At 66.2% G+C, this 24,864-nt stretch carries 24 protein-coding genes; 6 read left to right on the plus strand and 18 right to left on the minus strand.

Annotated features, from left to right (window positions below):
* Window positions 1-9: 9 nt before the first annotated feature.
* The 3 genes from KF892_05880 to KF892_05890 all read right to left on the minus strand — a co-directional run bounded on the left by KF892_05880 (window position 10) and on the right by KF892_05890 (window position 3,708).
* Window positions 10-1,404, minus strand: a complete 1,395-nt coding sequence (locus KF892_05880; GenBank protein MBX3624522.1) for a hypothetical protein — start codon at window positions 1,402-1,404, stop codon at window positions 10-12.
* Between the two features lie 694 nt (window positions 1,405-2,098).
* Window positions 2,099-3,199, minus strand: a complete 1,101-nt coding sequence (gene aroC / locus KF892_05885; protein ID MBX3624523.1) for a chorismate synthase — start codon at window positions 3,197-3,199, stop codon at window positions 2,099-2,101.
* A gap of 44 nt (window positions 3,200-3,243) precedes the next feature.
* Window positions 3,244-3,708 carry a CBS domain-containing protein gene (locus KF892_05890; protein ID MBX3624524.1) on the minus strand — a complete coding sequence of 155 codons (465 nt, stop codon included), beginning with the start codon at window positions 3,706-3,708 and terminating at the stop codon, window positions 3,244-3,246.
* Window positions 3,709-3,791: 83 nt separating this feature from the next.
* Here KF892_05890 and KF892_05895 point away from each other — a divergent pair, with 83 nt between their 5' ends.
* The 3 genes from KF892_05895 to KF892_05905 are packed head-to-tail and all read left to right on the plus strand — an operon-like array spanning window position 3,792 to window position 6,228.
* Window positions 3,792-5,093, plus strand: coding sequence for an O-acetylhomoserine aminocarboxypropyltransferase (locus KF892_05895; protein MBX3624525.1), 1,302 nt, complete (start codon window positions 3,792-3,794; stop codon window positions 5,091-5,093).
* Complete coding sequence (locus KF892_05900; protein MBX3624526.1) at window positions 5,090-5,908, plus strand: alpha/beta hydrolase; 819 nt, start codon at window positions 5,090-5,092, stop codon at window positions 5,906-5,908. Before KF892_05895 ends, KF892_05900 begins: the two co-directional genes overlap by 4 nt.
* Window positions 5,905-6,228 carry a DUF962 domain-containing protein gene (locus KF892_05905; protein MBX3624527.1) on the plus strand — a complete coding sequence of 108 codons (324 nt, stop codon included), beginning with the start codon at window positions 5,905-5,907 and terminating at the stop codon, window positions 6,226-6,228. Before KF892_05900 ends, KF892_05905 begins: the two co-directional genes overlap by 4 nt.
* Window positions 6,229-6,237: 9 nt before the next feature.
* Here the strand turns inward: KF892_05905 and KF892_05910 are convergent, their stop codons facing one another.
* Entirely contained in the window at window positions 6,238-7,482 is a 1,245-nt protein-coding gene (locus KF892_05910; protein MBX3624528.1) for a YihY family inner membrane protein, read from the minus strand.
* A gap of 11 nt (window positions 7,483-7,493) precedes the next feature.
* On the opposite strand from KF892_05910, the gene KF892_05915 reads away from it, so the two are divergent.
* Together KF892_05915 and KF892_05920 are read left to right on the plus strand one after the other, a co-directional pair.
* On the plus strand, window positions 7,494-7,907 hold the full coding sequence (locus KF892_05915; protein ID MBX3624529.1) for a DUF2069 domain-containing protein: 414 nt from the start codon (window positions 7,494-7,496) through the stop codon (window positions 7,905-7,907).
* Window positions 7,904-9,310: an FAD-binding oxidoreductase gene (locus KF892_05920; GenBank protein ID MBX3624530.1), complete on the plus strand. Its 1,407-nt coding sequence runs from the start codon at window positions 7,904-7,906 to the stop codon at window positions 9,308-9,310. Before KF892_05915 ends, KF892_05920 begins: the two co-directional genes overlap by 4 nt.
* Window positions 9,311-9,322: 12 nt before the next feature.
* Here the strand turns inward: KF892_05920 and gcvA are convergent, their stop codons facing one another.
* Complete coding sequence (gene gcvA, locus KF892_05925; GenBank protein ID MBX3624531.1) at window positions 9,323-10,225, minus strand: transcriptional regulator GcvA; 903 nt, start codon at window positions 10,223-10,225, stop codon at window positions 9,323-9,325.
* A gap of 152 nt (window positions 10,226-10,377) precedes the next feature.
* On the opposite strand from gcvA, the gene KF892_05930 reads away from it, so the two are divergent.
* Window positions 10,378-10,686 (plus strand): DUF2917 domain-containing protein, encoded by a 309-nt coding sequence (locus KF892_05930; GenBank protein MBX3624532.1) that lies wholly within the window; start codon window positions 10,378-10,380, stop codon window positions 10,684-10,686.
* Here the strand turns inward: KF892_05930 and KF892_05935 are convergent.
* Genes KF892_05935 through KF892_05995 form a run of 13 tightly spaced genes read right to left on the minus strand, consistent with a single transcriptional unit; the run spans window position 10,680 to window position 24,861 of the window.
* On the minus strand, window positions 10,680-11,132 hold the full coding sequence (locus KF892_05935) for a DUF1178 family protein (protein ID MBX3624533.1): 453 nt from the start codon (window positions 11,130-11,132) through the stop codon (window positions 10,680-10,682). The two genes, KF892_05930 and KF892_05935, sit on opposite strands and share 7 nt — an antisense overlap.
* A gap of 10 nt (window positions 11,133-11,142) precedes the next feature.
* Entirely contained in the window at window positions 11,143-11,736 is a 594-nt protein-coding gene (locus tag KF892_05940) for an NUDIX hydrolase (GenBank protein ID MBX3624534.1), read from the minus strand.
* Window positions 11,737-11,743: 7 nt separating this feature from the next.
* Window positions 11,744-13,225 (minus strand): NADH-quinone oxidoreductase subunit NuoN, encoded by a 1,482-nt coding sequence (gene nuoN, locus KF892_05945; GenBank protein ID MBX3624535.1) that lies wholly within the window; start codon window positions 13,223-13,225, stop codon window positions 11,744-11,746.
* A 10-nt stretch (window positions 13,226-13,235) separates the two neighbouring features.
* The gene (locus tag KF892_05950) at window positions 13,236-14,711 is read right to left on the minus strand and encodes an NADH-quinone oxidoreductase subunit M (protein MBX3624536.1); all 1,476 of its coding nucleotides are present in this window, start codon (window positions 14,709-14,711) and stop codon (window positions 13,236-13,238) included.
* Window positions 14,712-14,732: 21 nt separating this feature from the next.
* Window positions 14,733-16,760 carry an NADH-quinone oxidoreductase subunit L gene (gene nuoL / locus KF892_05955; protein ID MBX3624537.1) on the minus strand — a complete coding sequence of 676 codons (2,028 nt, stop codon included), beginning with the start codon at window positions 16,758-16,760 and terminating at the stop codon, window positions 14,733-14,735.
* Window positions 16,761-16,764: 4 nt separating this feature from the next.
* Window positions 16,765-17,091, minus strand: a complete 327-nt coding sequence (nuoK, locus tag KF892_05960; GenBank protein ID MBX3624538.1) for an NADH-quinone oxidoreductase subunit NuoK — start codon at window positions 17,089-17,091, stop codon at window positions 16,765-16,767.
* A complete protein-coding gene (locus KF892_05965; protein MBX3624539.1) occupies window positions 17,088-17,738 on the minus strand; it encodes an NADH-quinone oxidoreductase subunit J in 651 nt (216 codons plus the stop codon). Before KF892_05965 ends, nuoK begins: the two co-directional genes overlap by 4 nt.
* Window positions 17,739-17,787: 49 nt before the next feature.
* Complete coding sequence (gene nuoI / locus KF892_05970) at window positions 17,788-18,285, minus strand: NADH-quinone oxidoreductase subunit NuoI (GenBank protein ID MBX3624540.1); 498 nt, start codon at window positions 18,283-18,285, stop codon at window positions 17,788-17,790.
* 15 nt (window positions 18,286-18,300) lie between these two features.
* Window positions 18,301-19,395 carry an NADH-quinone oxidoreductase subunit NuoH gene (gene nuoH, locus KF892_05975; GenBank protein ID MBX3624541.1) on the minus strand — a complete coding sequence of 365 codons (1,095 nt, stop codon included), beginning with the start codon at window positions 19,393-19,395 and terminating at the stop codon, window positions 18,301-18,303.
* A gap of 2 nt (window positions 19,396-19,397) precedes the next feature.
* Window positions 19,398-21,716, minus strand: coding sequence for an NADH-quinone oxidoreductase subunit NuoG (gene nuoG / locus KF892_05980; protein MBX3624542.1), 2,319 nt, complete (start codon window positions 21,714-21,716; stop codon window positions 19,398-19,400).
* 24 nt (window positions 21,717-21,740) lie between these two features.
* Window positions 21,741-23,096: an NADH-quinone oxidoreductase subunit NuoF gene (nuoF, locus tag KF892_05985; GenBank protein ID MBX3624543.1), complete on the minus strand. Its 1,356-nt coding sequence runs from the start codon at window positions 23,094-23,096 to the stop codon at window positions 21,741-21,743.
* Between the two features lie 8 nt (window positions 23,097-23,104).
* Window positions 23,105-23,611, minus strand: coding sequence for an NAD(P)H-dependent oxidoreductase subunit E (locus tag KF892_05990; protein MBX3624544.1), 507 nt, complete (start codon window positions 23,609-23,611; stop codon window positions 23,105-23,107).
* Complete coding sequence (locus tag KF892_05995) at window positions 23,608-24,861, minus strand: NADH-quinone oxidoreductase subunit D (GenBank protein ID MBX3624545.1); 1,254 nt, start codon at window positions 24,859-24,861, stop codon at window positions 23,608-23,610. Before KF892_05995 ends, KF892_05990 begins: the two co-directional genes overlap by 4 nt.
* Window positions 24,862-24,864 lie beyond the last annotated feature (3 nt).

Raw genomic sequence — 24,864 nt, forward strand, 5'->3', positions numbered from 1 at the left:
AGCGCCGCCTCAGGGCAGGCGGAACTTGGCCACCTCGGCGGCGAGGTCGGTGGCCTGGTCTTTCAGCGACGACGCCGCGGCAGCCGTCTGCTCCACGAGCGCGGCGTTCTGCTGGGTCATGCGGTCGAGCTCCTGGACGGCGGCACCCACCTGGGTGACGCCGGCGCTCTCTTCCTTGGCCGCCGTCGAGATCTCGTGCAGCAGGTCGCTCATGCGGCGTGCGCTGCCGAGCAGCTCATCCATCGTGGCCCCGGCACCCTGCACCACGCGCGTGCCGGTGTCCACACGCTCCACGCTGGCGGAGATGAGGCTCTTGATCTCCTTCGCGGCCTGCGCGCTGCGCTGCGCGAGGCTGCGCACTTCGCTCGCCACCACCGCGAAGCCCCGCCCCTGCTCGCCGGCGCGGGCGGCCTCGACCGCGGCGTTGAGCGCGAGGATGTTGGTCTGGAAGGCGATGCCGTCGATCACACCGATGATGTCGCTGATTTTGTTCGATGAGGCGTGGATCTCCTGCATGGTGCTCACCACCTGGCCGATCACCTCGCCGCTGCGCTGCGCCACGCCCGAGTTGCTGACGGCCACGCTGGCCGCTTCGTGCGCGTTGTCGGCGGTGTGTTTGATGGTCGAGGAGATCTGCTCCATCGAAGCCGCGCTCTCCTCCAGGTTGGAGGCCGTCTGCTCAGTGCGAGACGACAGGTCCATCGCGGCGGACGCGATCTCGCCACTCGCCTGCACCAGCTGGTCGGACGAACCCCGCACGCGCGACACGATGGTGCGCAGCGAGTGCTGCATCTCCGCCAGTGTGACCATCAGGTGTGCCTGCTCGTCTCGCCCCCACGGCTGAGGGTGGGTGGTGAGGTCGCCTGCCGTCATGGCTTCGAGGTGCTTCTGCACCTCGCGCAAGCCGCCCTGCGTCACCAGGAAGAAGCTGTAGAAGAGGTACACGCCCGCCGCCAGCGCCACGGCGACGATCACGGTCGTCACGTCGCGCACCAGGGCCATGCCGGCCACGCGCTTGGCGATGAGGCGGTCGAGGTCGTCGAGCAGGCGGGTCGAAAACTCGACTTGCGAATCGATCACCTTGGCGGCGGCCTGCGCAAACACCGCCTTGTCCCCCTTGACCGCATCGCCGAAGAACGACGCACGCGACAGCTCGATGAAGCTGCGCAGATCCTTCATCGGCGCATCGGCCTTCAGCGTGGCGGTGAGTTCGGCGGTGGCGCCGGTGCTCTTGGCCAGGCCGATCTTCGTCTGGTCTTCATGGAATTCGACCAGGGGCATGCGGTCGGCCAGCACGCGCATCGCAGCCGGCGTGGCGCCGGAGTCGAGCGCCGGCAGACCGGCGGCCTGCATGCGCGCCACGAGTTCGATCAGCTGCGGGACCCGCGTGGTCGACAGGTCCATCAGGTAGTAGGTGTCGAGGTCTGGGTCGAGGATGAGGTTGGAGCCGTCGGTGGCCTGGCCGAGCACATCGAGCAGGGCCGTCACGAACTGGGTGTGCGCGTTGAAGGCAGCGTCGTCATTCTTGCCTGCAGTGGCCGCCACCGCCTTGTGGGCGTCGACCAGCTTGGCATAGAGCGGCGCGGTGCCGAGCTCCGCACCCAGGCGCTGCTCGACCGCGGCCACCTGTTTGAGCTGAGCCTCGACCTTGCCGGCCAGTTCAGCGGCGCCTGGCGTGCCAACCGCCGCGCGATGTTGCACGCCGAGCCTGAGCGCCGGCATCAGCTCACGGATGTATTCGATGCCCAGGCGTTCCTTGGCCGAGAAGCCGATGGACGCCGCCTTGTCGTTGTAGAAGCTCCAGCCCAAGGCCGCGATGGGCACGAGGAACATGACGGAGACCATGGCCGCCTTGGCCCTGAACTGCATGCGGCGGAACAGGCGCACGCCGGGCGCCCAGGCGCCGTGGTACCGAAAGAATCCATCCGCGTGGTGCTGCGCGTCCGACTGGGTACTCATTCCGATCCTCGTTGTGGCGCCGCGGGCGCCCTGTCCCCACCCTTTTTGGCGGTTTCAGATCGGGTTTCGGCCGGAGCGGTGCGGAACTTGAGTACGGGCGAGCCCGCCGCAGCGTGGCTTTATCCGCGCTTGATCGCGGTCAAGCGACCGAGCCGGGAATGGGGCCGGGCTCCACGCGCACATCGCCGCACTGGGCGCGGTGGCGCAGCGCGTGGTCCATCAGCACCAGCGCCAGCAGCGCCTCGGCGATGGGCGTGGCCCGGATGCCCACGCAGGGGTCGTGGCGGCCGAAGGTCTCGACCGTGGCCGGCTGGCCTTGCAGGTCGATCGACTGGCGCGGCGAGCGGATCGAGCTCGTGGGCTTGATGGCGATGGAGACGGTGATGTCCTGCCCTGTCGAGATGCCGCCGAGCACGCCGCCCGCGTTGTTGCTGCGGAAGCCCTCGGGCGACAGCTCGTCGCCATGCACCGTGCCACGCTGCGCGATGCTGGCAAAGCCGGCACCGATCTCGACACCCTTCACCGCATTCAAGCCCATCATCGCGTGGGCGATGTCGGCATCGAGCCGATCGTAGAGCGGCTCGCCCAGACCCGCGGGCACGTTGCGCGCGGCCACGTCGATGCGGGCGCCGCAGCTGTCGCCCGCCTTGCGCAGCTCGTCCATGTAGGCCTCGAGGCGTGGGATGTCGCTCGCGTTGGCGGCGAAGAAGGGGTTGTTCGGGATGTGCTCGAACGACTCGAAGGGCACCGGGATCTCGCCCAGCTGCGTCATGTGGCCGACGAAGGTGGTGCCGAATTTCTGCTGCAGCCACTTGCGGGCCACGGCGCCGGCCGCGACGGTCGGCGCCGTGAGGCGCGCCGAGGAACGGCCTCCGCCGCGCGGGTCGCGGATGCCGTACTTGTGCCAGTAGGCGTAGTCGGCATGGCCCGGGCGGAAGGTCTGCAGGATGTTGCCGTAGTCCTTGCTGCGCTGGTCGGTGTTGCGGATCAGCAGGGCGATGGGCGTGCCGGTGGTCTTGCCCTCAAACACGCCTGAAAGGATCTCGACCGCATCGGCCTCGTTGCGCTGCGTGACGTGGCGCGAGGTGCCGGGGCGGCGGCGGTCGAGCTCGGGCTGGATGTCGGCTTCGGACAGTTCCATGCCCGGCGGGCAGCCGTCGATCACGCAGCCGATGGCCGGGCCGTGGGATTCACCGAAGTTGGTGACGCGAAAAAGTGTGCCGAAGGTGCTGCCGCTCATGGGCAGCGATTATCCCTCGTGGGCCCGCCGCTCAGAGCACGCGCTCAGAGCCGGGCCTGGGGCTGCGCGTCTTCGGCCGCGGGCCAGTCGCGGATGTAGGCCTTGAGCATGCGGTTCTCGAAGTCCTGGCTGTCGACCACCGCCTTGGCCACGTCGTAGAAGGAGATCACGCCCATCAGGGTGCGCTGGCTCACCACCGGCATGTAGCGCGCATGGCGCTCGAGCATCATGCGGCGCACTTCGTCGATCTCGGTCTCGGGGGTGCAGGTGAGCGGGTGGTCGTCCATCACGCCACGCACGGTACTGTTGCCGACCGTGCCACCGTTGCCGACCACGGCGAGGATCACTTCGCGGAAGGTGAGCATGCCCACCAGGTCGCCGTGGTCCATCACGACCAGCGAGCCGATGTCGAATTCGGCCATGGTCTTGGCCGCGTCGCCGAGAGGCTGATCGGGCGAAACCGTGTACAGGGTGCCGCCCTTGACACGCAGGATGTCCGAAACTTTCATGGGTCTCTCCCGTGGCAGGTGTCGGGCCAATATAGCCCACAATGCCCGGGCGCAACACCCTCGATTTCTGCCAGGGGAACCCCATGCCCGGCTCTTCCGACCCCGGTTTCGACACGCTCTCGCTGCACGCCGGAGCAGCGCCCGACCCGGCCACCGGCGCACGCGCGCTGCCCATCTACCTGAGCACGAGCTTCGTCTTCGAGAGCAGCGACCACGCCGCCGCGCTCTTCAACATGGAGCGCTCGGGGCACGTCTACAGCCGCATCTCCAACCCCACCACCGCGGTGTTCGAAGAGCGTGTGGCCGCGCTCGAAGGCGGCGCGGGCGCGATCGCCACCGCGAGCGGCCAGGCCGCGCTGCACCTTGCGATCGCGACGCTCGCGGGCGCCGGCTCGCACATCGTGTCGAGCAGTGCGCTCTACGGCGGCTCGCACAACCTGCTGCACTACACGCTCGCGCGCTTCGGCATCGAGACGACCTTCGTCAAGCCCGGTGACCTCGATGGATGGCGCGCCGCGATCCGGCCCAACACCAAGCTGCTCTTCGGCGAGACGCTCGGCAACCCTGGCCTCGACGTGCTCGACATCCCGAGCGTGAGCGACATCGCGCACGAACGCGGCCTGCCGCTGCTTGTGGACTCGACTCTCACCTCGCCCTACCTCATCAAACCCTTCGACTTTGGTGCCGACCTGCTCTACCACTCGGCCACCAAATTCCTGAGCGGGCATGGCACGGTGGTGGGCGGCGTGCTGGTGGACAGCGGTCGCTTCGACTGGTCGGCCTCCGGCCGTTTCCCCGAACTCGCAGCGCCGTATGCGGGCTTTCACAACATGGTGTTCGCGGAGGAAAGCACCGTCGGCGCCTTCCTGCTGCGCGCGCGCCGCGAAGGCCTGCGCGACTTCGGCTCCTGCATGAGCCCGCACACGGCGTGGCTGATCCTGCAGGGCATCGAGACCTTGTCGCTGCGGATGGAGCGGCATGTGGCGAATGCGCGCAAGGTGGTGGCGTTTCTCGCCACGCACCCCCTGGTGGCGCGTGTGGGCTACTCCGAACTGCCCGAGCACCCCGACCACCTGCTCGCGAGGAAGCTGCTGCCGCGCGGCTGCGGCTCGGTGTTCAGCTTCGACCTCAAGGGCAACCGCGCGCAGGGCAAAGCCTTCATCGAGGCACTGAAGGTGTTCTCGCACCTCGCCAACGTGGGCGACTGCCGCTCGCTCGTCATCCACCCCGCCTCGACCACGCACTTCCGCATGGACGACGCGGCGCTCGCGCAGGCCGGCATCACGCAGGGAACGATCCGGCTGTCGATCGGCCTGGAAGACGCCGACGACCTGATCGACGACCTCTCGCGCGCGCTCAAGGCCGCGCAGAAGGCGGGCGCATGAAGCTCACCGTGCAAGGCCGCGAGGCCTATGCGTACACGGGCGGCAAGCCCTTCGACGCGTCGCTGCCGGTGGTGGTTTTCATCCACGGCGCGATGCACGACCACAGCATGTGGGGCCTGCAGTCGCGCTCGCTGGCGCACCACGGGTACGCCGTGCTGGCGGTCGACCTGCCGGGCCACGGCCGCAGCGACGGGCCGGCGCCCGCCAGCGTGGAAGCGGCGGCAGCATGGGTCGTGGCCCTGCTGCAGGCAGCCGGCGTCGAGCGAGCCGCGCTCGTGGGCCACAGCATGGGCTCGCTGATCGCGCTCGAAGCCGCCGCCCAGCTCGGCGCGCGGGCCACGCATCTGGTGATGGTGGGCACGGCGTTTCCGATGAAGGTGTCGCCCGCGCTCATCGCCACCGCGGAGGAAACGCCGCTGAAGGCCATCGACATGGTCAACGCGTTCTCGCATTCGACCCTCGCGGCCAAGCCTTCAGCGCCCGCCCCCGGCTTCTGGTTGCACGGTGGCAACCGGGCGCTGATGCGGCGACTGCAGGCGGCCTATGCGGCGCAAGGCCACGGTAACCTGTTCCACCAGGACTTTCTCGCCTGTGACGGCTATGCCCGCGGGCTGGACGCGGCGGCCGCGGTGCAATGCCCCACGCGACTCATCCTCGGCTCGAGCGACCAGATGACCCCGCCCAAGGCCGCCGAGGCGCTCGCCTTGGCGCTGAAGGCCGACAGGCTGGTCTTGCCCGCAGGACATTCCCTGATGGGAGAAGCCCCCGACGGGGTGTTGAATGGCATCAGTTCATTCCTGAGCCGTACACCATGAACACCGCCGCCCTGGACCCGAAGTCGATGAAGAGCTTCGATGAGTTCTACCCGTTCTACTTGAGCGAGCACAGCAACCGCACCTGCCGGCGCCTGCACTTCGTGGGTTCGACCCTCGCCCTGCTCTGCCTGGTGGCGGCGATCTCGCTCGCCGCGCCGCTGTTCATCGTGCTGGGCCTGCTGTGCGGCTATGGCTTCGCCTGGCTCGGGCACTTCGGCTTCGAGAAGAACAAGCCAGCCTCGTTCAAGCGCCCGCTCTGGAGCTTCATGGGCGACTGGGTGATGTACCGCGACATCTGGCTCGGCCGCATCCCGCTTTGACGGGCCGTCTCATGCCTGGAGCACGTCCTTCAGCTTGAGCTCCGAAAAGCGCGCGTGGTCCCAGAAGGCCCGCACTGCGGGCGCCGGGTCGAGCAGCACCTGCTCCAGCAGCGGCCGGGCCGGGGTGCTCTCGGGGTCGCACAGCAGCACGTAGCGCGCACTGCCGGCCTCGTCGAGCCGGCCCACCCAGTCGATGGCCACCAGCGTGTCGAGCAAAGGCTCGATCTGCAGCGGATCGGTACGCAGCCGGGCCGAGAGTTGCGCCGCACTCAGCCCATGCGTGCTGAGCTGGCGCGCGAGCAGCAGCTCCTGCAACATGCCCACGGCGAGCAGGAAGCGGAAGCCGGGCACCGAGGGCCTTCGCACCACCCGCATCTGCAGGCTCGGCGCATAGGCCGCGATCACCGCGCCCAGCAGCACGATCACCCACGCCAGGTAGATCCAGATCAGCAGGATGGGCACGGTGGCAAAGGCGCCATACACCGTGCGGTAGGTGGGCACGCTCGCCAGGTAGAAGGCCAGCCCGCGCTTGGCCACCTCGAACGCCACCGCCACGAAAATGCCGCCGGCCAGCGCATGTCGCCACTGCACATGCGTATTGGGCACGTAGTGGAAGAGGCTCGCCATGCCGGCCGCCAGCAGGGCGAACTGCAAGGTGTTGAGCACCACGCTCACCACGCCCGGCACATCGCTCACCAGACCCTTGCTGGCCGAGATGAAGTACGAGGTGATGGACAGGCTGACGCCCAATGCGAGCGGGCCCAGCGTGACGGCGGCCCAGTACACCAGCACGCGCTGCGTCATGGGCCGCGACTTGCGCACACGCCAGATGGCGTTGAGCGTGCGGTCGATGGTGAGCATGAGCGCGAGCGCGGTGAGAACGAGCACGATGAGGCCGAAGGTGCCGAGCCGGTTTGCCTGGCTGGCGAACTGCGTCAGCGCACCCAGCACCGGGCGTGCGATGGCGTCGGGCACCAGTGCCTGCAGGAAGTATTTCTGCAGCGACACCTGGAACTGGCTGAACATCGGGAACGCGGTGAAGAGCGCCAGCATCACCGTGACCAGCGGCACCAGCGAGATCAGCGTGGTGAAGGTGAGGCTGCCGGCCGTCAGCCCGAGGCGGTCTTCGCGGAAACGCTGGCGCAGCGTGCGCAGGGTGTCGAGCCAAGGCCAGTGCTGCAGCGTCTCGAGCAACTCGCTCGCACGGGCTCGCAAGCTTTGCTTGAAGACGGTCGGGACATTCATTTGCGGCATCATAGCCAGCGATGACCTCTGCACTTCCCTCTGCCGCGCCTGCCGAAGCCGCCGCGCCTGCTTCGATCCCGCCGTTTGTCGCACGCACCCGCGCGCTGGCGCTCGCCAGCCTGATCGCGCTCTTCGTTCTCTGCCTCGCCTGGGAGCTGTGGCTCGCGCCCGTGGGCCGCGGCACGCTCGCGATCAAGGCCCTGCCCTTGCTCATTCCGATCCCCGGGCTGTGGCGCAACCGCATGTACACCTACCGCTGGGTGAGCCTGATGGTGTGGCTCTATTTCACCGAAGGCGTGGTGCGCGCCACCAGCGACCGCGGCATCAGCGCCTGGCTGGCCGGCGCCGAGGTGCTGCTGTGCCTGGCGCTCTTCACCGCTTGCGCGATGCACGTGCGCTGGCGCTTGCGCAGCGCGAAGGAGGCCACGGCATGAGCACTGCACTCGTCAACGCCCTGCGCACGGTGGTCGGCGCCGCCAACGTGATGGTCGACGGCGACCTGTCGGCCTACGAGCTCGATTGGCGCCGCCGCTACCGTGGCAAGGCCCTCGCGGTGGTGCGGCCGGCCAATGCGACCGAAGTGGCGGCCGTGGTGAAGCTGTGCGCACGACACGGTGCGGGCCTGGTGCCGCAAGGCGGCAACACCGGCCTCGTGGGCGGCTCGGTGCCCGACGGCAGCGGCACGCAGGTGCTGCTGACCTTGCAGCGCATGAACAAGGTCCGCGCCATCGACGAGGCCAACCTCACGATGACGGTCGAAGCCGGCTGCGTCCTGCAGGCCGCGCAACAGGCCGCCGCCGCGCGCGGGCTGCTGTTCCCGCTGAGCCTCGCCGCCGAAGGCAGCTGCACCATCGGCGGCAACCTCGCCACCAACGCCGGCGGTACGCAGGTGCTGCGCTACGGCAATGCGCGAGACCTGTGCCTCGGCCTCGAAGTGGTGAACGCCGACGGCGAGCTGTGGGAAGGCCTGGTCGGCCTGCGCAAGGACAACACGGGCTACGACCTGCGCGATCTTTTCATCGGCAGCGAAGGCACGCTGGGCATCATCACCGCGGCCACGCTCAAGCTCTACCCGCAGCCCGCGGCCCGCACCACGGCGCTGGCCTCGCTCGATTCGCTGCAAAACGCGGTGGCGCTGCTGCAGATGGCACAGGCGCGGCTCGGCGCCGGGCTCACCGGCTTCGAGGTGATGAACCGCTTCTCGCTGTCGCTGGTGCGCAAGCATTTCCCACAGCTGCGCCAGCCCCTGCCCGAGGCGGAGTGGACGGTGCTGCTGGAGCAGTCGGACACCGAAAGCGAAGCGCACGCACGCGCCCTCTTCGAAGGGCTGCTCGAGTCTGCGATGGAAGCGGGCCTGATCACCGATGCCGCGGTGGCCGAGAGCATCGAGCAATCGCGCGCCATGTGGCACCTGCGCGAGTCGATCCCGCTCGCCCAGCCCGAGGAGGGGCCGAACATCAAGCACGACATCTCGCTGCCGGTCTCGAGCATCCCGGAGTTCGTGGCGAAGACGGATGCCGCGCTGCAGGCGGCGCACCCCGGCACACGATCGGTCAACTTCGGCCACCTGGGCGACGGCAACCTGCACTACAACCTGCAGGCGCCGCTGGGGGTGGATGGGGCGGAATTCCTGCGGCTGCACGAGCCTTCGGTCAACACCATCGTCTACGACGCGGTGACCGCCTATGGGGGCTCGATCTCGGCCGAGCACGGGGTGGGCGCGCTCAAGCGCGAGGAACTCACGCACCGCAAGTCGCCGGTCGCCTTGCAGATGATGCGGGCCATCAAGCGCGCCCTCGATCCGCAGGGCCTGATGAACCCGGGCCGGGTGTTGTGACCCGCGCGGCGATCAGCGCGCCGCTTCCTCCATCAGCCAGGCACTGAAGTCGCTGACCTCGGGTTTGTCGACCGAGCTCTCCGAACGCAACAGGTGGTAGCCCATCGGTGAGGCCACGCTCTGGCTGAACGGGGTGACGAGCTTGCGCTCTTTCACGAGCTGGTCGACCAACGGCAGCCGGCCCAGCGCCACGCCCTGCCCACGCAGCGCGGCGCTCACCATCTGGTCATAGTCGGAGAAGTACAGCGCAGCGGCGGGCTTGATGTCGAGCTGCATCGCGCGCAGCCACATCGACCAGTCATACAGCGGCGCACTGTGCGACTGCTCGGTGTAGAGCAAGGTGTGGTGGCGCAGGTCCTCGGGCTTCTTGAGTGGCTTGCCCGGCGTGCGCCGCAGGGCCGGGCTGCACACCGGCGTCATCACCTCGCCGAAGAGCTTCACCGCCTGCGGGCCGGCGACGGCACTGGCGCAGTAGCGGATGGCGATGTCGACACCCTCGCGCTCGAGCTTCACCAGGGTGAAGCTGGCCGAGATGCGCACATCCACCCCGGGGTGGCGGGCCGTGAACGACGACAGGCGCGGGATCAGCCACAAGCCGGCAAAGCCCGGCGTGGTGGTGACGACCACCGTCTTCTGGCGCTCAATGTGGCGCAGTTGCTCCGTCGCCCCCTGCAACTGCATCAGCACACCGGTCGCGGTACGCGCGAACAACTCGCCCGCCTCCGTGAGCCGCAAGGCACGGTGCATGCGCTGGAAGAGCGGCACACCGAGGCTTTCTTCAAGCGCCGCGATCTGCCGGCTGACGGCGGACTGGGTCAGCGCCAGTTCATCGGCCGCCCGCGTGAAGCTCAGGTGGCGGGCCGCAGCCTCGAAGGCTTCGAGGAGGTCGAGCGGGGGCAGTCGGTAGCGTCGCATGGGAATCACCTCGCATTCCAATTCTGCATGCAATGGATGCCAAACGATCGTTTGTCATGGAGCCGTCGGCTGCCGACACTGAGTACAAGCCCGCATCCACCGATCGATCACATGACGGCAAGGCATGCAGGCCCCACCTGAAGGAGCTCACCATGCAAGTCGCCATCGTTCCCGTTACCCGCCTGCAACGGCGCCAGACCTTCCAGCTGCGCGCCCGCCGCGGCGAGCGCATCGAGTGCCAGAGCGGCGAACTGTGGGTCACGCAAGACGGCGACCCGCGCGACATCATCCTCGGGCCGCGGGAGTGCTTCACGCTCGACCGCTCGGGCACGGCCGTGGTGTCAGCCTTGAAGGATGCCGCCTTCGTCTACCGCCGCTCGGCCAGCCTCGTGCAGAACCCTCGGCCCGCAGCAGCGGAAGACAAGCTCGCGCTGCCCGATTGCACCGCAGCGGCCTACTGAAGCTTGCCCTTGGCCGCAGCCGGGATCGGCAAGGCCACGACTTCGATGCCTTCTTCCTGCAGGGCCCGGGCGTCTTCGGCCGAAGCCTTGCCGCGAATGGCTCGCTCTTCGGTTTCGCCGTAGTGGATGCGGCGGGCCTCTTCGGCGAACTTGTCACCGACGTCGACCGTCGTCGCCATCACGTGCTGCACGGCCTTCATCCACATCGACTGCAGCGTCATCGCCTGGGTCGTCTCGCCTGAGGCGTCAGCCGCGGCCGGCGCGCTCGGCTCGCGGGCGCCGGAGACGTTCAGGCGGGGCGCCGACGGCAGCTTCGAGATGGCCTTTTCGCCGCACATCGGGCATTCGATCAGCCCGCGCTCGTTCTGGGATTGATAGTCGTCTTCGGAGGCGAACCAGCCTTCGAAGGCGTGGTCGTGGGCGCAGCGGAGGTTCAGGACCTTCATGATGCCCACATTATGGGCGGGGGAATGCAGCCTCCGCAGGCCCCCAACTCAAGGCCCAGCGGCCTGAGCGCCAATTCTGCAACCACAGGAGGCCGATCAAGGTCTTGGCATCGGTCAGCTCGCCGCGCACAGCTTGTGCCTCCAACTCGTCGACGGTCGCGATGCCGACGTCGAGAAACTCCCCTGCATCGAGCGACCGCTCGCCGGCCTGCAGGCCCCGGGCGAACCAGACTTCGATGCCTTCGTTGGAGTAGGCGATGGCGTTGTGCAGGATGCCCGCCCTCGCCCATTCCCGAGCGGTGTAGCCCGTCTCCTCGGCCAACTCGCGGATGGCACACCGCAGCGGCGGCTCGCCCGCATCGAGCTTGCCGGCCGGGAATTCGAGCATCACCTGGCCCATGGGGTAGCGGTATTGCCGCTCGACCACCAGGCGCCCGTCGTCGAGCAGCGGCACGATCATCACCGCGCCGGGGTGCACGATGTATTCGCGCGCCGCGACCTTGCCGTCGGGCAGGCGAACCTCGTCGCGACGCACGTCGAGGAAGTGACCGCGGTAGACCTGCTGCGAGCTGATGCGCTCCTCGGTCAGATGACGGTCGCTCATGGCGAGCTCAGGTCTTGAGCGCGAGCAGCACGGCGTTGGCGCAGACCATCATCAGCCCGCCCGGCAGCAAGCCGAAGAGCAGCACGGCGGCACCGTTGAGCGAGAGCAGCACCCGCACGTCGCCCGTGCTGGTGATGGGCGCCGTCTCGGCCGGCTCGTCGAAGTACATGACCTTCACGAGGCGCAGGTAGTAGAACGCGCCGATGAGCGACAGCACGACGGCCACGATGGCCAGCGTGATGAAGGTCGGGTCGTTGGTCGAGACCAGCGCCTGCAGCACGGCGAGCTTGGCGTAGAAGCCCACCGTCGGCGGGATGCCGGCGAGCGAGAACATGAAGATCGCCATCACCGCGGCATACCAGGGGCTGCGCTTGGCCAGGCCCTTGAAGTCGTCGATCTCTTCGCTTTCGAAGCCGCGGCGCGACAGCAGCATGATGATGCCGAAGGTGCCGAGCGTGGTCAGCACGTAGCTCACCAGGTAGAAGAGCGCCGACGAGTAGCCGTTGGCCGCCGAGAAGGTGTTGTTCGACACCACCGTCGGCGTGAAGCCGAGCAGCATGAAACCGATCTGACCGATGGTCGAGTAGGCCAGCATGCGCTTCAAGTTGCTCTGCGCGATGGCGGCGAGGTTACCGACGACTAGCGACGCCACGGCGAGGAACATCAGCATCTGCTGCCAGTCGGCCGCCACGCCCGACATGCCTTCGACCAGCAGGCGGAAGGTGATCGCGAACGCAGCCAGCTTCGGAGCACCGGCGATCAACAAGGTGACCGCGGTAGGCGCGCCTTGATAGACGTCGGGAATCCACATGTGGAACGGCACCGCACCGAGCTTGAAGGCCAGGCCTGCCACGATGAACACCACGCCGAACACCAGCACGGCCTTGTTGATCTGGCCGGTGGCGATGGCTTCGAAGACCTTCGGGATGTCGAGCGAGCCGGCGGCGCCGTACATCATCGACAGGCCGTAGAGCAGGAAGCCGCTGGCGAGCGCGCCCAGCACGAAGTACTTCATCGCGGCTTCGGTCGACTCGGTGTGGTCGCGGCGCAGCGCGGTCAGCGCATAGAGCGACAGCGACATCAACTCCAGGCCGAGGTACACCACGAGGAAGTTGTTCGCCGAGAGCATGATCGAGATGCCCAAGAGCGAGAACAGGCTCAGCGTGAAGAGCTCGCCCTTCAGGATCTCGCGGTGCTCGGCATACGGGCGGGCATAGGCGAGCGCGATCATCACCGAGATGGCGGCGAAGACACCCAACAGGTGCCCCAGCGGGTCGGTGACGACCATGCGCTGCATGCCATAGATGGTGAAGCCGCCGTCGAAATAGAGCCAGTGCATGACGGCCACCACGGCCAGCGTGGCTTGCGTCAGCAGGTAGGTCGGCGTGCGGCGCGGATGCTTGACCCACAGGTCCACCATCGCCACCACGCAGGCCATCACCAGGAGCACCAGCTCGGGATAGACGGCCAACCAGTTCATGTCTTTCATGTTGTCGGGCTCAGTTCAGCTTGGACACAGCAACGTGCTTGAGCAGCTCGGTCACGCTCACGTGCATGGTGTCGGTGAAAGGCTTCGGATAAAGGCCCATCCAGAGCGTGGCGATGGCCAGCACGGCCAGCATCGCGAATTCGCGGGCGTTGATGTCTTTCAGGGCGCGCACGTTGTCGTTGGCCACCGGGCCGAAGTAGACCCGCTTGACCATCCAGAGGTTGTACGCCGCACCGAACACCAGCGCCGTCGCCGCCAAGGCACCCAGCCAGAAGCTCGCCTTCACGGTGCCCAGGATCACCATCCACTCCCCGACGAACCCGCCGGTACCCGGCAAGCCGCAGTTCGCCATGGCGAAGAAGACCGCAAAGGCGGTGAACTTGGGCATGGTATTGACCACGCCGCCGTAGCTTGCGATCTCACGCGAATGCACACGGTCGTAGAGCACGCCGATGCACAGGAACATGGCCCCCGACACGAAGCCGTGCGAGATCATCTGGATCAGGCCACCCGAGACGCCCAACTCGCTGAAGATGAAAAAGCCCAGCGTCACGAAACCCATGTGGGCGATCGACGAGTACGCCACCAGCTTCTTCATGTCCTGCTGCACCAGCGCCACGAGGCCGATGTAGATCACCGCGATCAGCGACAGCGCCACGATGACCCAGGTCCACTTGTGCGAGGCGTCGGGCGTGATCGGCAGCGAGAAGCGCAGGAAGCCATAGGCACCGAGCTTCAGCATGATGGCGGCCAGCACCACCGAGCCGCCGGTGGGCGCCTCGACGTGGGCGTCGGGCAGCCAGGTGTGCACCGGCCACATTGGCACCTTCACCGCGAAGGCCGCGAAGAAGGCGAAGAAAAGCAAGGTCTGCTCACCCATGGTGAGCGGCACGTTGTGCCAGGTCTGGATCTCGAAGCTGCTGCCCGACTTGAAGTACAGGAAGATCAGCGCGATCAGCATCAAGAGCGAGCCGGCCAGCGTATAGAGGAAGAACTTGAAGGCCGCATACACCCGGCGCGGGCCGCCCCACACGCCGATGATGATGTACATCGGGATCAGCGTGGCCTCGAAGAACACGTAGAACAAGAGGCCGTCGAGCGCAGAGAAAACCCCGATCATGATCCCCGAGAGGATCAGGAACGCGCCCATGTACTGGTTCACTCGCTCATCGATTACTTCCCACGCGGCGATCACTACGATGATGGTGATGAAGGCGGTGAGCAGCACGAACCACACCGAGATGCCGTCCAGGCCCAGGTGGTAGCGCACGCGGAAGCGCTCGATCCAGGCGAAGTTCTCCTGGAACTGCATGGCCGCGGTGCCGTTGTCGAAGCCCGTGATCAACGGGATGGTGACGAGGAAGCTGACGATGGCGGCGACGAGCGCCATCCAGCGCACGGCCTTGGCGTGTTCGTCGCGGCCGAGCGCAAGCAGCAAAACGCCCGCGACGATCGGCAGCCAGATGGCGAGACTGATCAAACCCATGTTCTTGTTCTCCGTGCCCGATCAGCGCCCCAGCGTTGTGCTGAGGTAGGGCCACAACTGCCAGGTCATGAGACCGAGCACCCCGAGGATCATCACCAGCGCATACCAGTACAGGCGGCCGGTCTGCACCTCGCGCACCAGCGAGGCGATGCCGCCCACGCCGCGCGCCGTGCCGTTGATCAGCACCCCGTCGATCAGCCCGGCATCGCCGCCCTTCCACAAGCCCGTGCCGAGCAGGCGTGCGCCCGCGGCCAGCACCTTCTCGTTGAAGGCGTCGAAGTAGTACTTGTTTTCGAGGATGCGATTGATGAAGCCGGTGCGCGCCTTGATCGCGGCCGGAATCTCGGGCTTGACCATGTAGAAGACGTAGGCCGTGACCACGCCCGCGAGCGCCAGCCAGAAAGGCGCCGTCTGCAGACCGTGCAGCGCCATCGCACCCGCGCCATGGAAGGCCTCGGCCATCTCCTTCATCGCATGGTGCTTGGTGAGGTCGACAAAGATCGAATCCTTGAAGAACTCGCCGTACAGCATCGGCTGGATCGTCAGGTAGCCGATGACCACCGACGGGATGGCCAGCAGCGCCAGTGGCAGCCACACCACCCAGGGCGACTCGTGCGGCGTGTGCGGCTCATGGTGGCCATGCTCGTCGTCGTGGTGGTCGTGCTCACCGGGGAACGGCTTGTGGTGGAAGTGCTCCTTGCCGTGGAAGACGAGGAAATACATCCGGAAGGAATAGAAGGCCGTGACGAACACGCCGGCCACCACCGCGAAGTAGGCGAACTGCGCGCCCCACAGGTGGCTCTCGTGCACCGCCTCGATGATGCTGTCCTTCGAGTAGAAGCCCGAGAACAGCGGAGTGCCGATCAGCGCCAGCGAGCCCAGCAGCGAGGTGATCCAGGTGATGGGCATGTACTTGCGCAGGCCGCCCATGTTCCGGATGTCCTGGTCGTGGTGCATGCCGATGATCACCGAGCCCGCGGCGAGGAACAGCAGCGCCTTGAAGAAGGCGTGCGTCATCAGGTGGAAGACGGCGACCGAGTAGGCCGAGGCGCCCAGTGCCACCGTCATGTAACCCAGCTGCGAGAGCGTGGAGTACGCGACGACGCGCTTGATGTCGTTCTGGATGATGCCGAGGAAGCCCATGAAGAGCGCCGTGATGGCACCGATCACGAGGATGAAGCTCAGTGCGGTGTCCGACAGCTCGAAGAGCGGCGACATGCGCGCCACCATGAAGATGCCGGCCGTCACCATCGTCGCGGCGTGGATCAGCGCCGAAATCGGCGTCGGGCCTTCCATCGAATCGGGCAGCCACACGTGCAGCGGGAACTGCGCGCTCTTGCCCATCGCACCGATGAAGAGGCAGATGCAGGTGACCGTGATCAGCATCCACTCCGTGCCCGGGAACGTGAGCTTGGCGAGCTCGCCGGCCTTCGCGAAGGTCTCGCTGTAGTTCAGCGTGCCGGCATAGGCCACGATCAGGCCGATGCCGAGGATGAAGCCGAAGTCACCGACCCGGTTCACCAAGAAGGCCTTCATGTTGGCGAAGATCGCCGTCGGCTTGGTGAACCAGAAGCCGATCAGCAGGTACGACACCAGGCCAACCGCTTCCCAGCCGAAGAAGAGCTGCAGGAAGTTGTTGCTCATCACGAGCATCAACATCGAGAAGGTGAAGAGCGAGATGTACGAGAAGAAGCGCTGGTAGCCCGGGTCTTCTTCCATGTAGCCGATGGTGTAGATGTGCACCATCAGCGACACGAAGGTCACGACGACCATCATCATGGCGGACAGACCGTCGATCAGGAAACCGACTTCCATCTTCAGGCCGCCGAGCACCATCCACTCGTAGACAGTGGCGTTGAAGCGGGCACCGTCGATTACATCTTTCAGCACGAAGGCCGAGATGATGAACGACACCAGCACACCGAGGATGGTGGCGACGTGGCTACCACGGCGGCCGATGAGCTTGCCAAAGAAGCCCGCGAGGATGGCTCCGGCCAGCGGTGCCAGGGGAACTGCCAGCAGCAGGTTCGGGTTCAGGGTGGTCGTCATGCCGTCAGCCCTTCAGCGCGTCGAGTTCGTCGACGTTGATGTTCGAGCGGTTGCGGAACAGCACCACCAGGATCGCGAGGCCGATTGCCGACTCGGCAGCGGCCACGGTGAGGATGAAGAACACGAACACCTGGCCCGCCATGTCGCCCAGGTAGTGCGAGAAGGCCACGAAGTTGAGGTTGACCGCCAGCAGCATCAGCTCGATGGCCATCAGCAGCACGATCAGGTTCTTGCGGTTCAGGAAGATCCCGATCACCGACAGCGCGAAGAGGATCGCGCCCAGCGTGAGGTAGTGCCCGAGTGCAACGGGGCCGGCAAAGAGGCTTGTCATTTGGTCTCTCCAGCCGGCGCGGCCGGGGGTGCGGGAGGTGCAGGCGGCGGCTCGACAACCGGCTGCATCTTCACGATGCGCAGGCGGTCGGCCTTCTTCACCTTGACCTGTTGCGACGGGTCGATCGCCTTGCTGTCCTTGCGCTGGCGCAGCGTGAGCGCGATCGCTGCGATGATGGCCACGAGCAGCACGAGTGCCGCGATCTGCAGCGGGTAGAGATAGTTGGTGTATATCTCGATGCCGAGCAACTTGGTGTTGCCCATCGCGATCGACTTGGCATCGGCCGGCGGCGCATTGACGACGTCGAAGCCCGGGATGAGCACGAGCGCCATCTCCAGCACGATCACCACGCCGACGATGGCCGCAACGGGGAAGTGCTTCCAGAAGCCGACCCGCAACGCGTCGACGTTGATGTCCAACATCATCACCACGAAGAGGAACAGCACCATCACCGCACCCACGTAGACGAGCACGAGCGAGATGGCCAGGAACTCGGCGCGCAGCAGCAGCCACACGCAGGAGGCCGAGAAGAAGGCGAGCACAAGGAAGAGCGCCGAGTGCACGGCGCTGCGGGCCGTGATCACGCGAAACGCGGCGATCAGCAGCACGGCTGAGAAAACGTAGAAGAGCGCGGTGGATGTATCCATGTTTTATGTCGGCGCAAACTGCGACCGCTTACCCTGAGGTATCGAAGGGTCAGCGATAGCGCGCGTCAGCCTCCTTGTTGGCCGCGATTTCCTTTTCGTAGCGGTCGCCCACGGCCAGCAGCATGTCCTTGGTGAAGTACAGGTCACCGCGTTTCTCGCCGTGGTATTCGAAGATGTGCGTCTCGACGATCGAGTCGACCGGGCAGCTCTCTTCGCAGAAGCCGCAGAAGATGCACTTGGTCAGGTCGATGTCGTAGCGCGTGGTGCGGCGCGAACCATCGTCACGCACGTCGGACTCGATGGTGATCGCCAGCGCCGGGCACACCGCTTCGCACAGCTTGCAGGCGATGCAGCGCTCTTCGCCGTTGTCGTAACGGCGCAGCGCGTGCAGGCCACGGAAGCGCGGCGACAGCGGGGTCTTCTCTTCCGGGAACTGCACGGTGATCGTGCGCGACAGGAAGTGGCGGCCGGTCAGGGCCATGCCCTTGAAGAGCTCGGCGAGCAGGAAGCTCGAAAACAGGTTCTTGACGGATGCGACAGCGCTCATGGCATTGCCCTCTGATTACTTCCAGATGTTCCAAGGCGACTGGATCCACAGGCCGACGACCACCAGCCAGACCAGCGTGACGGGGATGAAGATCTTCCAGCCCAGACGCATGATCTGGTCGTAGCGATAGCGCGGGAAGGTCGAGCGAACCCACAGGAAGACGGTCACGACCGCGAAGGTCTTGCCGAAGAGCCAGAACCAGTCCCAGAACCAGGAGGTGGCTTCGATCCACGCCGGCGTCTGCATGCCGATGGCCGCGAACGAGATCGGGGCGAGCCAGCCGCCGAGGAACATGGTCACAGCCAGCGCCGAGACCAGGATCATGTTGGCGTACTCGGCCAGGAAGAACATCGCGAAGGCCATGCCCGAGTACTCGATCATGTGGCCGGCCACGATCTCGGACTCACCTTCCACCACGTCGAACGGGTGGCGGTTGGTTTCAGCCAGGCCCGAGATGAAGTAGACGAGGAAGATCGGCAGCAGCGGCAGCCAGTTCCACGACAGGAAGTTGACCCCCATCGACGCGAACGTGCCCTTGTTCTGGCCGAGCACGATGTCGGTCATGTTGAGGCTGGCCGACACCATCAGCACCACGACGAGCGCGAAGCCCATCGCGATTTCGTAGCTGACCATCTGTGCCGAGGCGCGCAGCGCGCCGAGGAAGGCGTACTTCGAGTTGGAAGCCCAGCCGGCGATGATGACGCCATAGACCTCCATCGAGGTGATCGCCATCAGGAACAAGAGGCCGGCGTTGATGTTCGACACCGCCACCTCGGGACCGAAGGGCACGACCGCCCAGGCGGCCAGTGCCGGCATGATGGTCATGATCGGGCCGAGCAGGAAGAGGCCCTTGTTGGCCGCCGTCGGAAGGATGATCTCCTTGAAGATCAGCTTCACCGCATCGGCGATCGGGGTCAGCAGGCCCCACGGGCCCACGCGGTTGGGGCCGGGGCGGATCTGTGTCCAGCCGATGGCCTTGCGCTCCCAGAGCGTCAGGTAGGCGACGCAGATCATCAGCGGTGCGACGAGCGCGATGATCTTGATCAGGCTCCAGGCCACCGCCCAGGTGTTGGGCCAGGCTTGGGTGAACTGGTTGAACAGGTCGACCATGATCAAGCCTTCTCCACGGTGATGGCACCGAACATCGCGCCCAGCGAGGCGGTGCACGGGTGGCCGGCCGGCACGCGCACGGCGGTCGACGCAAGTGAGGCATCAAGGCGCGCGGGCAGCACGGCTTGCGCCTTGCCTTGCGAGACACGCACCGAAGCGCCTTCACTCAGACCCAGTTGCAGCCAAAGGGCAGACGGGATGTCGGCCACCGGCGGCTTCGCATCGGCCGTGAGTTGCAGCGAGGTGGCGCGGCGCACCAGCGAATCGGTGCAGTAGATCGGCACGTCGGCGATGCGCTCGACGCCGGCCGACGCCGCAGCGGCGGCCGAGGTCGCCACCGCGGCCTTGTTGCTCAGCCGGCCCGCGATCGTGGCTTGGTCGCCCAGCGCTTCTGCCCGCACCTCTTCCGAGGTTTCGAACTCGAAGCCCTTCAGGCCCAGCATGTTGCCCAGCACGCGCAGCACCTTCCACGCGGGGCGGGTGTCGCCGAGCGGGCGCACCACGCCGTGGAAGCTCTGCACACGGCCTTCGGCGTTGACGAAGGTGCCCGAGGTCTCGGTGAAGGGCGAGATGGGCAGCAGCACGTCGGCGTTGTCGACGGCGGCGTTCTTGAACGAGGTGAGCGCGACCACCATCTGGGCGCCGTTCAGCGCGTCGCGTGCGGCGGCCGGGTTCGCGGCGTCGTAGGCAGGTTCGGTGTTGAGCAGCAGCACGCCCTTGAGGCCGCCTTCCGACAGCATCTGGCCAGCGTTCAGGCCGCCGTTGCCAGGCAGCGCGTTGACGAGTTGTGCGCCGACGGTGTTGGCAGCTTCGGTCAGGTAGCCGACCGAAGCACCCGTCTGCTCACCGATCCATTGCGCGAGCGACAGCAGCTGGCTGGCTTGCGGGTGCTGCGCCGCCGCGTTGCCGAGCAGCACGGCCTTGCGTTCACCCGACAGCAACGCGCCCGCGATGGCCTTGGCCGCATCGGTCGCTTCAGTTTGCACCGGCGCCGAGACGCCCTTGCTGGCCGCGACAGCGCTCGCCACTTCGGCCAGCGCCTGCGTCCACAGGCTCGGAGCGACGATGAGGTCGTTCGAGGTCGGGATCAGCCAGTCGTCGGCGACAGCGTTGAGGCGCGAAACCTTCGCGCCCTTGCGTGCGGCCTGGCGAATGCGCTGGGCGAAGAGGGGGTGGTCTTTGCGCAGGAACGAACCCACGACAAGCGCGCTCTGCAGCGTGGAGAGCGAAGCGATCGAGGTGCCGAGCCAGCGCACGCCACCGACATTCGAGAAGTCAGCGTGGCGCAGGCGGTAGTCGATGTTCTCGCTGCCGAGCCCCCGCACCAGCTTGGCCAGCAGGTGCAGCTCTTCGGTCGTGCTGTGGGCCGAGCCCAGCGCGCCGATGGCCTTGGCGCCGTGATCCGTCTTGATCTGCTTCAGGCCATTGGCCACGTATTCGAGCGCCGTGGTCCAGTCGACCGTCTTCCACTCGCCGCCCTGCTTGAGCATGGGGGCGGTCAGGCGCTCTTCGCTGTTGACGGCTTCATAGGAGAAACGATCACGGTCGGCCAGCCAGCACTCGTTGACGTCTTCGTTCTCGAGCGGCACGACGCGCAGCACCTTGTGGTTCTTCACCTGCACGATCAGGTTGGCACCGGTGCCGTCGTGCGGGCTCACGCTCTTGCGGCGCGAGAGCTCCCAGGTGCGGGCGCTGTAGCGGAAAGGCTTGCTGGTGATCGCGCCGACCGGGCACAGGTCGATCATGTTGCCCGACAGCTCGGAGTCAACGGTGTCACCCGTGATCGTGGTGATCTCGGAGTGCTCACCCCGGTGCACCATGCCCAGCTCCATGATGCCGGCCACTTCCTGGCCGAAGCGCACGCAGCGGGTGCAGTGGATGCAGCGGCTCATCTCTTCCATCGAGAGCAGCGGGCCGACTTCCTTGTGGAAGACGACGCGCTTCTCTTCGGTGTAGCGGGACGACGAGCCGCCGTAACCGACCGCCAGGTCTTGCAGCTGGCACTCGCCGCCCTGGTCGCAGATGGGGCAGTCGAGCGGGTGGTTGATCAGCAGGAACTCCATCACGCCCTGCTGGGCCTTGATCGCCTTGTCGCTCTTGGTGCGCACGATCATGCCCTGCGTGACCGGCGTGGCGCAGGCGGGCATGGGCTTCGGAGCCTTCTCCACTTCCACCAGGCACATGCGGCAGTTGGCGGCGATGGAGAGCTTCTTGTGATAGCAGAAGTGCGGGATGTAGGTGCCGGCCTTGTCAGCGGCATGCATCACCATGCTGCCTTCGGCGACCTCTACCTTCTTCCCGTCGAGTTCGATTTCGATCATGTCGTGTTGCCTTGGGGGCCCGCGTCAGACGTAGGCCGGGACCACGCTGGTCTTGTGCTCGATGAGGTGGACGAACTCATCGCGGAAGTGCTTGATCATGGCGCGCACCGGCATCGCGGCGGCATCGCCCAGCGCGCAGATGGTGCGGCCCTGGATGTTGTCGGCCACCGAGTTCAAGAGGTCGATGTCTTCCATGCGGCCTTGGCCGTTGGCGATGCGCTCGACCATGCGGAAGAGCCAGCCCGTGCCTTCTCGGCATGGCGTGCACTGGCCGCAGCTCTCGTGCATGTAGAAGTACGAGAGGCGCAGCAGGCTCTTGACCATGCAGCGCGAGTCGTCCATCACGATGACGGCACCCGAGCCGAGCATGGAACCGGCCTTGGCGATGGAGTCATAGTCCATCGTGCACTCGTTCATGATGGCCGCTGGCAGCACCGGAGCCGACGAGCCGCCGGGGATCACCGCCTTGAGCTTGCGGCCGCTGCGCACACCGCCGGCCAGCTCGAGCAGCTTGGGGAACGGCGTGCCGAGCGGCACTTCGAAGTTGCCCGGCTGGTTGACGTCGCCCACCACCGAGAAGATCTTGGTGCCGCCGTTGTTGGGCTTCCCGATCTCGAGGTACTGCTGGCCACCGTTGCGGATGATCCACGGCACCGCCGCGAAGGTCTCGGTGTTGTTGATGGTGGTCGGCTTGCCGTAGAGGCCATAGCTCGCCGGGAACGGCGGCTTGAAGCGCGGCTGGCCCTTCTTGCCTTCGAGCGACTCAAGCAACGCGGTTTCTTCACCGCAGATGTAGGCGCCGAAACCGTGCGCGGCGTGCAGCTGGAAGCTGAACGACGAACCGAAGATGTTGTTGCCGAGGTAGCCGGCCGCGCGGGCTTCTTCGAGTGCAGCCTCGAAGCGCTCGTACACCTCGAAGATCTCGCCGTGGATGTAGTTGTAGCCAGTGCCGATACCCATCGCGAAGGCGGCAATGGCCATGCCCTCAATCACGATGTGCGGGTTGAACATGAGGATGTCGCGGTCCTTGCAGGTGCCCGGCTCGCCCTCGTCGGAATTGCAGACCAGGTACTTCGCGCCCGGGTACATGCGGGGCATGAAGCTCCACTTGAGGCCGGTCGGGAAACCCGCACCGCCACGGCCACGCAGGCCGGAGGTCTTCACTTCCGCGATCACCTGCTCAGGTGTCATGGGCTCGAGGCCGTTGCCGCCGGCGAGGATGCGACGCAGCGCCTGGTAGCCGCCGCGCGCTTCGTAGTCCTTCAGCGACCAGTTCTTGCCGTCAAGGCCGTCATAGATCTGCGCGCCGATGTGGCGGCCGTGGAAGCAGGTCTCGGTGCCCTTGGCCTGGAACTGCGACAGGTCGATCTGGGGTTGCATGGTCGAACTCACTTCTTGGCGCCGGCGCGCAGGGTGTCGACCAGCGCGTCGAGCCGCTGGTCGTCCATGAAGCTGCACATCTGGCGGTCGTTGACCAGCATCACCGGCGCGTCAGCACACGCGCCCAGGCACTCGCTCTTCTGCACGGTGAACATGCCGTCGGCGGTGGTGCCACCCTCTTCCACACCGAGCTTCTCGCACAGGTGGTTGAGCGCGCCCTGCCCGTTGCGCAACTGGCAAGGCAGGTTGGTGCAGACGTTGAGCTTGAAGGTGCCCAGCGGCTGCTGGTTGTACATGTTGTAGAAGGTCGTCACCTCGTGCACCGCGATGGGCGGCATGCCGAGGTAGTCGGCGATCAGGCGTTCGCCCTCGGCCGACACGTAGCCTTGTTCCTGCTGGAGGATGGAGAGGCAGGCCATCACCGCCGACTGCTTCTGGTCGGCGGGGTACTTGGCGACCTCGCGGTCGAAGCGAGCGCGCGTGGCCTCGCTCAAGGTTGCGGTTGCGGCGCTCACCGGTCGATCTCTCCAAACACGATGTCCATGGTGCCGATCACAGCGACCGCGTCGGCGATCATGTGGCCGCGCGCCATCTCATCCAGCGCCGCGAGGTGCGGGAAGCCGGGCGGACGAATCTTCAAGCGATAGGGCTTGTTGGCACCGTCGCTCACGATGTAGATGCCGAACTCGCCCTTCGGGTGTTCGACGGCGGAGTACACCTCGCCCTCGGGTACGTGGAAGCCTTCGGTGAAGAGCTTGAAGTGGTGGATCAGCTCTTCCATGCTGGACTTCATGTCCACGCGCGACGGCGGCGCCACCTTGTGGTTGTCGGTGATCACCGGGCCGGGGTTGGCCTTCAGCCACTTCACGCACTGCTGGATGATGCGATTGGCCTGGCGCATCTCTTCCACGCGCACGAGGTAGCGGTCGTAGGTGTCGCCATTGCTGCCCAGCGGGATGTCGAAGTCCATGCGGTCATAGACATCGTAGGGCTGGTTCTTGCGCAGGTCCCACTGGATGCCCGAGCCACGCAGCATCGGGCCGGTGAAGCCGAGGTTCAACGCACGCTCGGGAGACACCACACCGATGCCGACGGTGCGCTGCTTCCAGATGCGGTTGTCGGTGAGCAGGGTCTCGTATTCGTCGACACGCTTCGGGAAGTTGTTCGCGAAAGTCTCGATGAAGTCGAGCAGCGTGCCCTGGCGGTTCTCGTTCATCTGCGCGAGCGCACGTGCGTTGCGGATCTTCGAGGCCTTGTACTGGGGCATCGAGTCCGGCAGGTCGCGGTAGACACCGCCCGGGCGGAAGTAGGCCGCGTGCATGCGGGCGCCCGAGGCGGCCTCGTACATGTCGAACAGGTCTTCACGCTCGCGGAAGCAGTAGATGAGCATGTTCATCGCACCGCAGTCGAGGCCGTGCGCGCCGAGCCACATCAGGTGGTTCAGCAGGCGGGTGATCTCGGAGAACATCACGCGGATGTACTGCGCGCGCTCGGGCACCTCGATGCCCAGCAGCTTCTCGATGGCCAGGCAGTAGGCGTGCTCGTTGCACATCATCGAAACGTAATCCAGCCGGTCCATGTAGGGCAGCGACTGGATGTAGGTGCGCGTCTCGGCGAGCTTCTCGGTCGCGCGGTGCAGCAGGCCGATGTGCGGGTCGGCACGCTGGATGACTTCGCCGTCGAGTTCGAGCACCAGACGCAGCACACCGTGTGCGGCCGGATGCTGCGGACCGAAGTTCAGCGTGTAGTTCTTGATCTCAGCCATGGG

The organism is Rhizobacter sp. (assembly GCA_019635355.1).
Lineage (GTDB): Bacteria > Pseudomonadota > Gammaproteobacteria > Burkholderiales > Burkholderiaceae_C > Rhizobacter.

Coding starts and splice junctions, on each gene's coding strand:
- KF892_05995 (MBX3624545.1), bottom strand. CDS start 24,861: ATGGCTGAGATCAAGAACTACACGCTGAACTTCGGTCCGCAGCATCCG.
- nuoF (MBX3624543.1), bottom strand. CDS start 23,096: ATGCAACCCCAGATCGACCTGTCGCAGTTCCAGGCCAAGGGCACCGAG.
- KF892_05915 (MBX3624529.1), top strand. CDS start 7,494: ATGACCTCTGCACTTCCCTCTGCCGCGCCTGCCGAAGCCGCCGCGCCT.
- nuoH (MBX3624541.1), bottom strand. CDS start 19,395: ATGGTCGACCTGTTCAACCAGTTCACCCAAGCCTGGCCCAACACCTGG.
- KF892_05905 (MBX3624527.1), top strand. CDS start 5,905: ATGAACACCGCCGCCCTGGACCCGAAGTCGATGAAGAGCTTCGATGAG.
- KF892_05920 (MBX3624530.1), top strand. CDS start 7,904: ATGAGCACTGCACTCGTCAACGCCCTGCGCACGGTGGTCGGCGCCGCC.
- nuoG (MBX3624542.1), bottom strand. CDS start 21,716: ATGATCGAAATCGAACTCGACGGGAAGAAGGTAGAGGTCGCCGAAGGC.
- gcvA (MBX3624531.1), bottom strand. CDS start 10,225: ATGCGACGCTACCGACTGCCCCCGCTCGACCTCCTCGAAGCCTTCGAG.
- KF892_05935 (MBX3624533.1), bottom strand. CDS start 11,132: ATGAAGGTCCTGAACCTCCGCTGCGCCCACGACCACGCCTTCGAAGGC.
- KF892_05950 (MBX3624536.1), bottom strand. CDS start 14,711: ATGGGTTTGATCAGTCTCGCCATCTGGCTGCCGATCGTCGCGGGCGTT.
- aroC (MBX3624523.1), bottom strand. CDS start 3,199: ATGAGCGGCAGCACCTTCGGCACACTTTTTCGCGTCACCAACTTCGGT.
- nuoK (MBX3624538.1), bottom strand. CDS start 17,091: ATGACAAGCCTCTTTGCCGGCCCCGTTGCACTCGGGCACTACCTCACG.
- KF892_05930 (MBX3624532.1), top strand. CDS start 10,378: ATGCAAGTCGCCATCGTTCCCGTTACCCGCCTGCAACGGCGCCAGACC.
- nuoN (MBX3624535.1), bottom strand. CDS start 13,225: ATGAAAGACATGAACTGGTTGGCCGTCTATCCCGAGCTGGTGCTCCTG.
- nuoI (MBX3624540.1), bottom strand. CDS start 18,285: ATGAGCGCTGTCGCATCCGTCAAGAACCTGTTTTCGAGCTTCCTGCTC.
- KF892_05880 (MBX3624522.1), bottom strand. CDS start 1,404: ATGGACCTGTCGACCACGCGGGTCCCGCAGCTGATCGAACTCGTGGCG.
- KF892_05940 (MBX3624534.1), bottom strand. CDS start 11,736: ATGAGCGACCGTCATCTGACCGAGGAGCGCATCAGCTCGCAGCAGGTC.
- KF892_05895 (MBX3624525.1), top strand. CDS start 3,792: ATGCCCGGCTCTTCCGACCCCGGTTTCGACACGCTCTCGCTGCACGCC.
- KF892_05900 (MBX3624526.1), top strand. CDS start 5,090: ATGAAGCTCACCGTGCAAGGCCGCGAGGCCTATGCGTACACGGGCGGC.
- nuoL (MBX3624537.1), bottom strand. CDS start 16,760: ATGACGACCACCCTGAACCCGAACCTGCTGCTGGCAGTTCCCCTGGCA.
- KF892_05890 (MBX3624524.1), bottom strand. CDS start 3,708: ATGAAAGTTTCGGACATCCTGCGTGTCAAGGGCGGCACCCTGTACACG.
- KF892_05965 (MBX3624539.1), bottom strand. CDS start 17,738: ATGGATACATCCACCGCGCTCTTCTACGTTTTCTCAGCCGTGCTGCTG.
- KF892_05910 (MBX3624528.1), bottom strand. CDS start 7,482: ATGCCGCAAATGAATGTCCCGACCGTCTTCAAGCAAAGCTTGCGAGCC.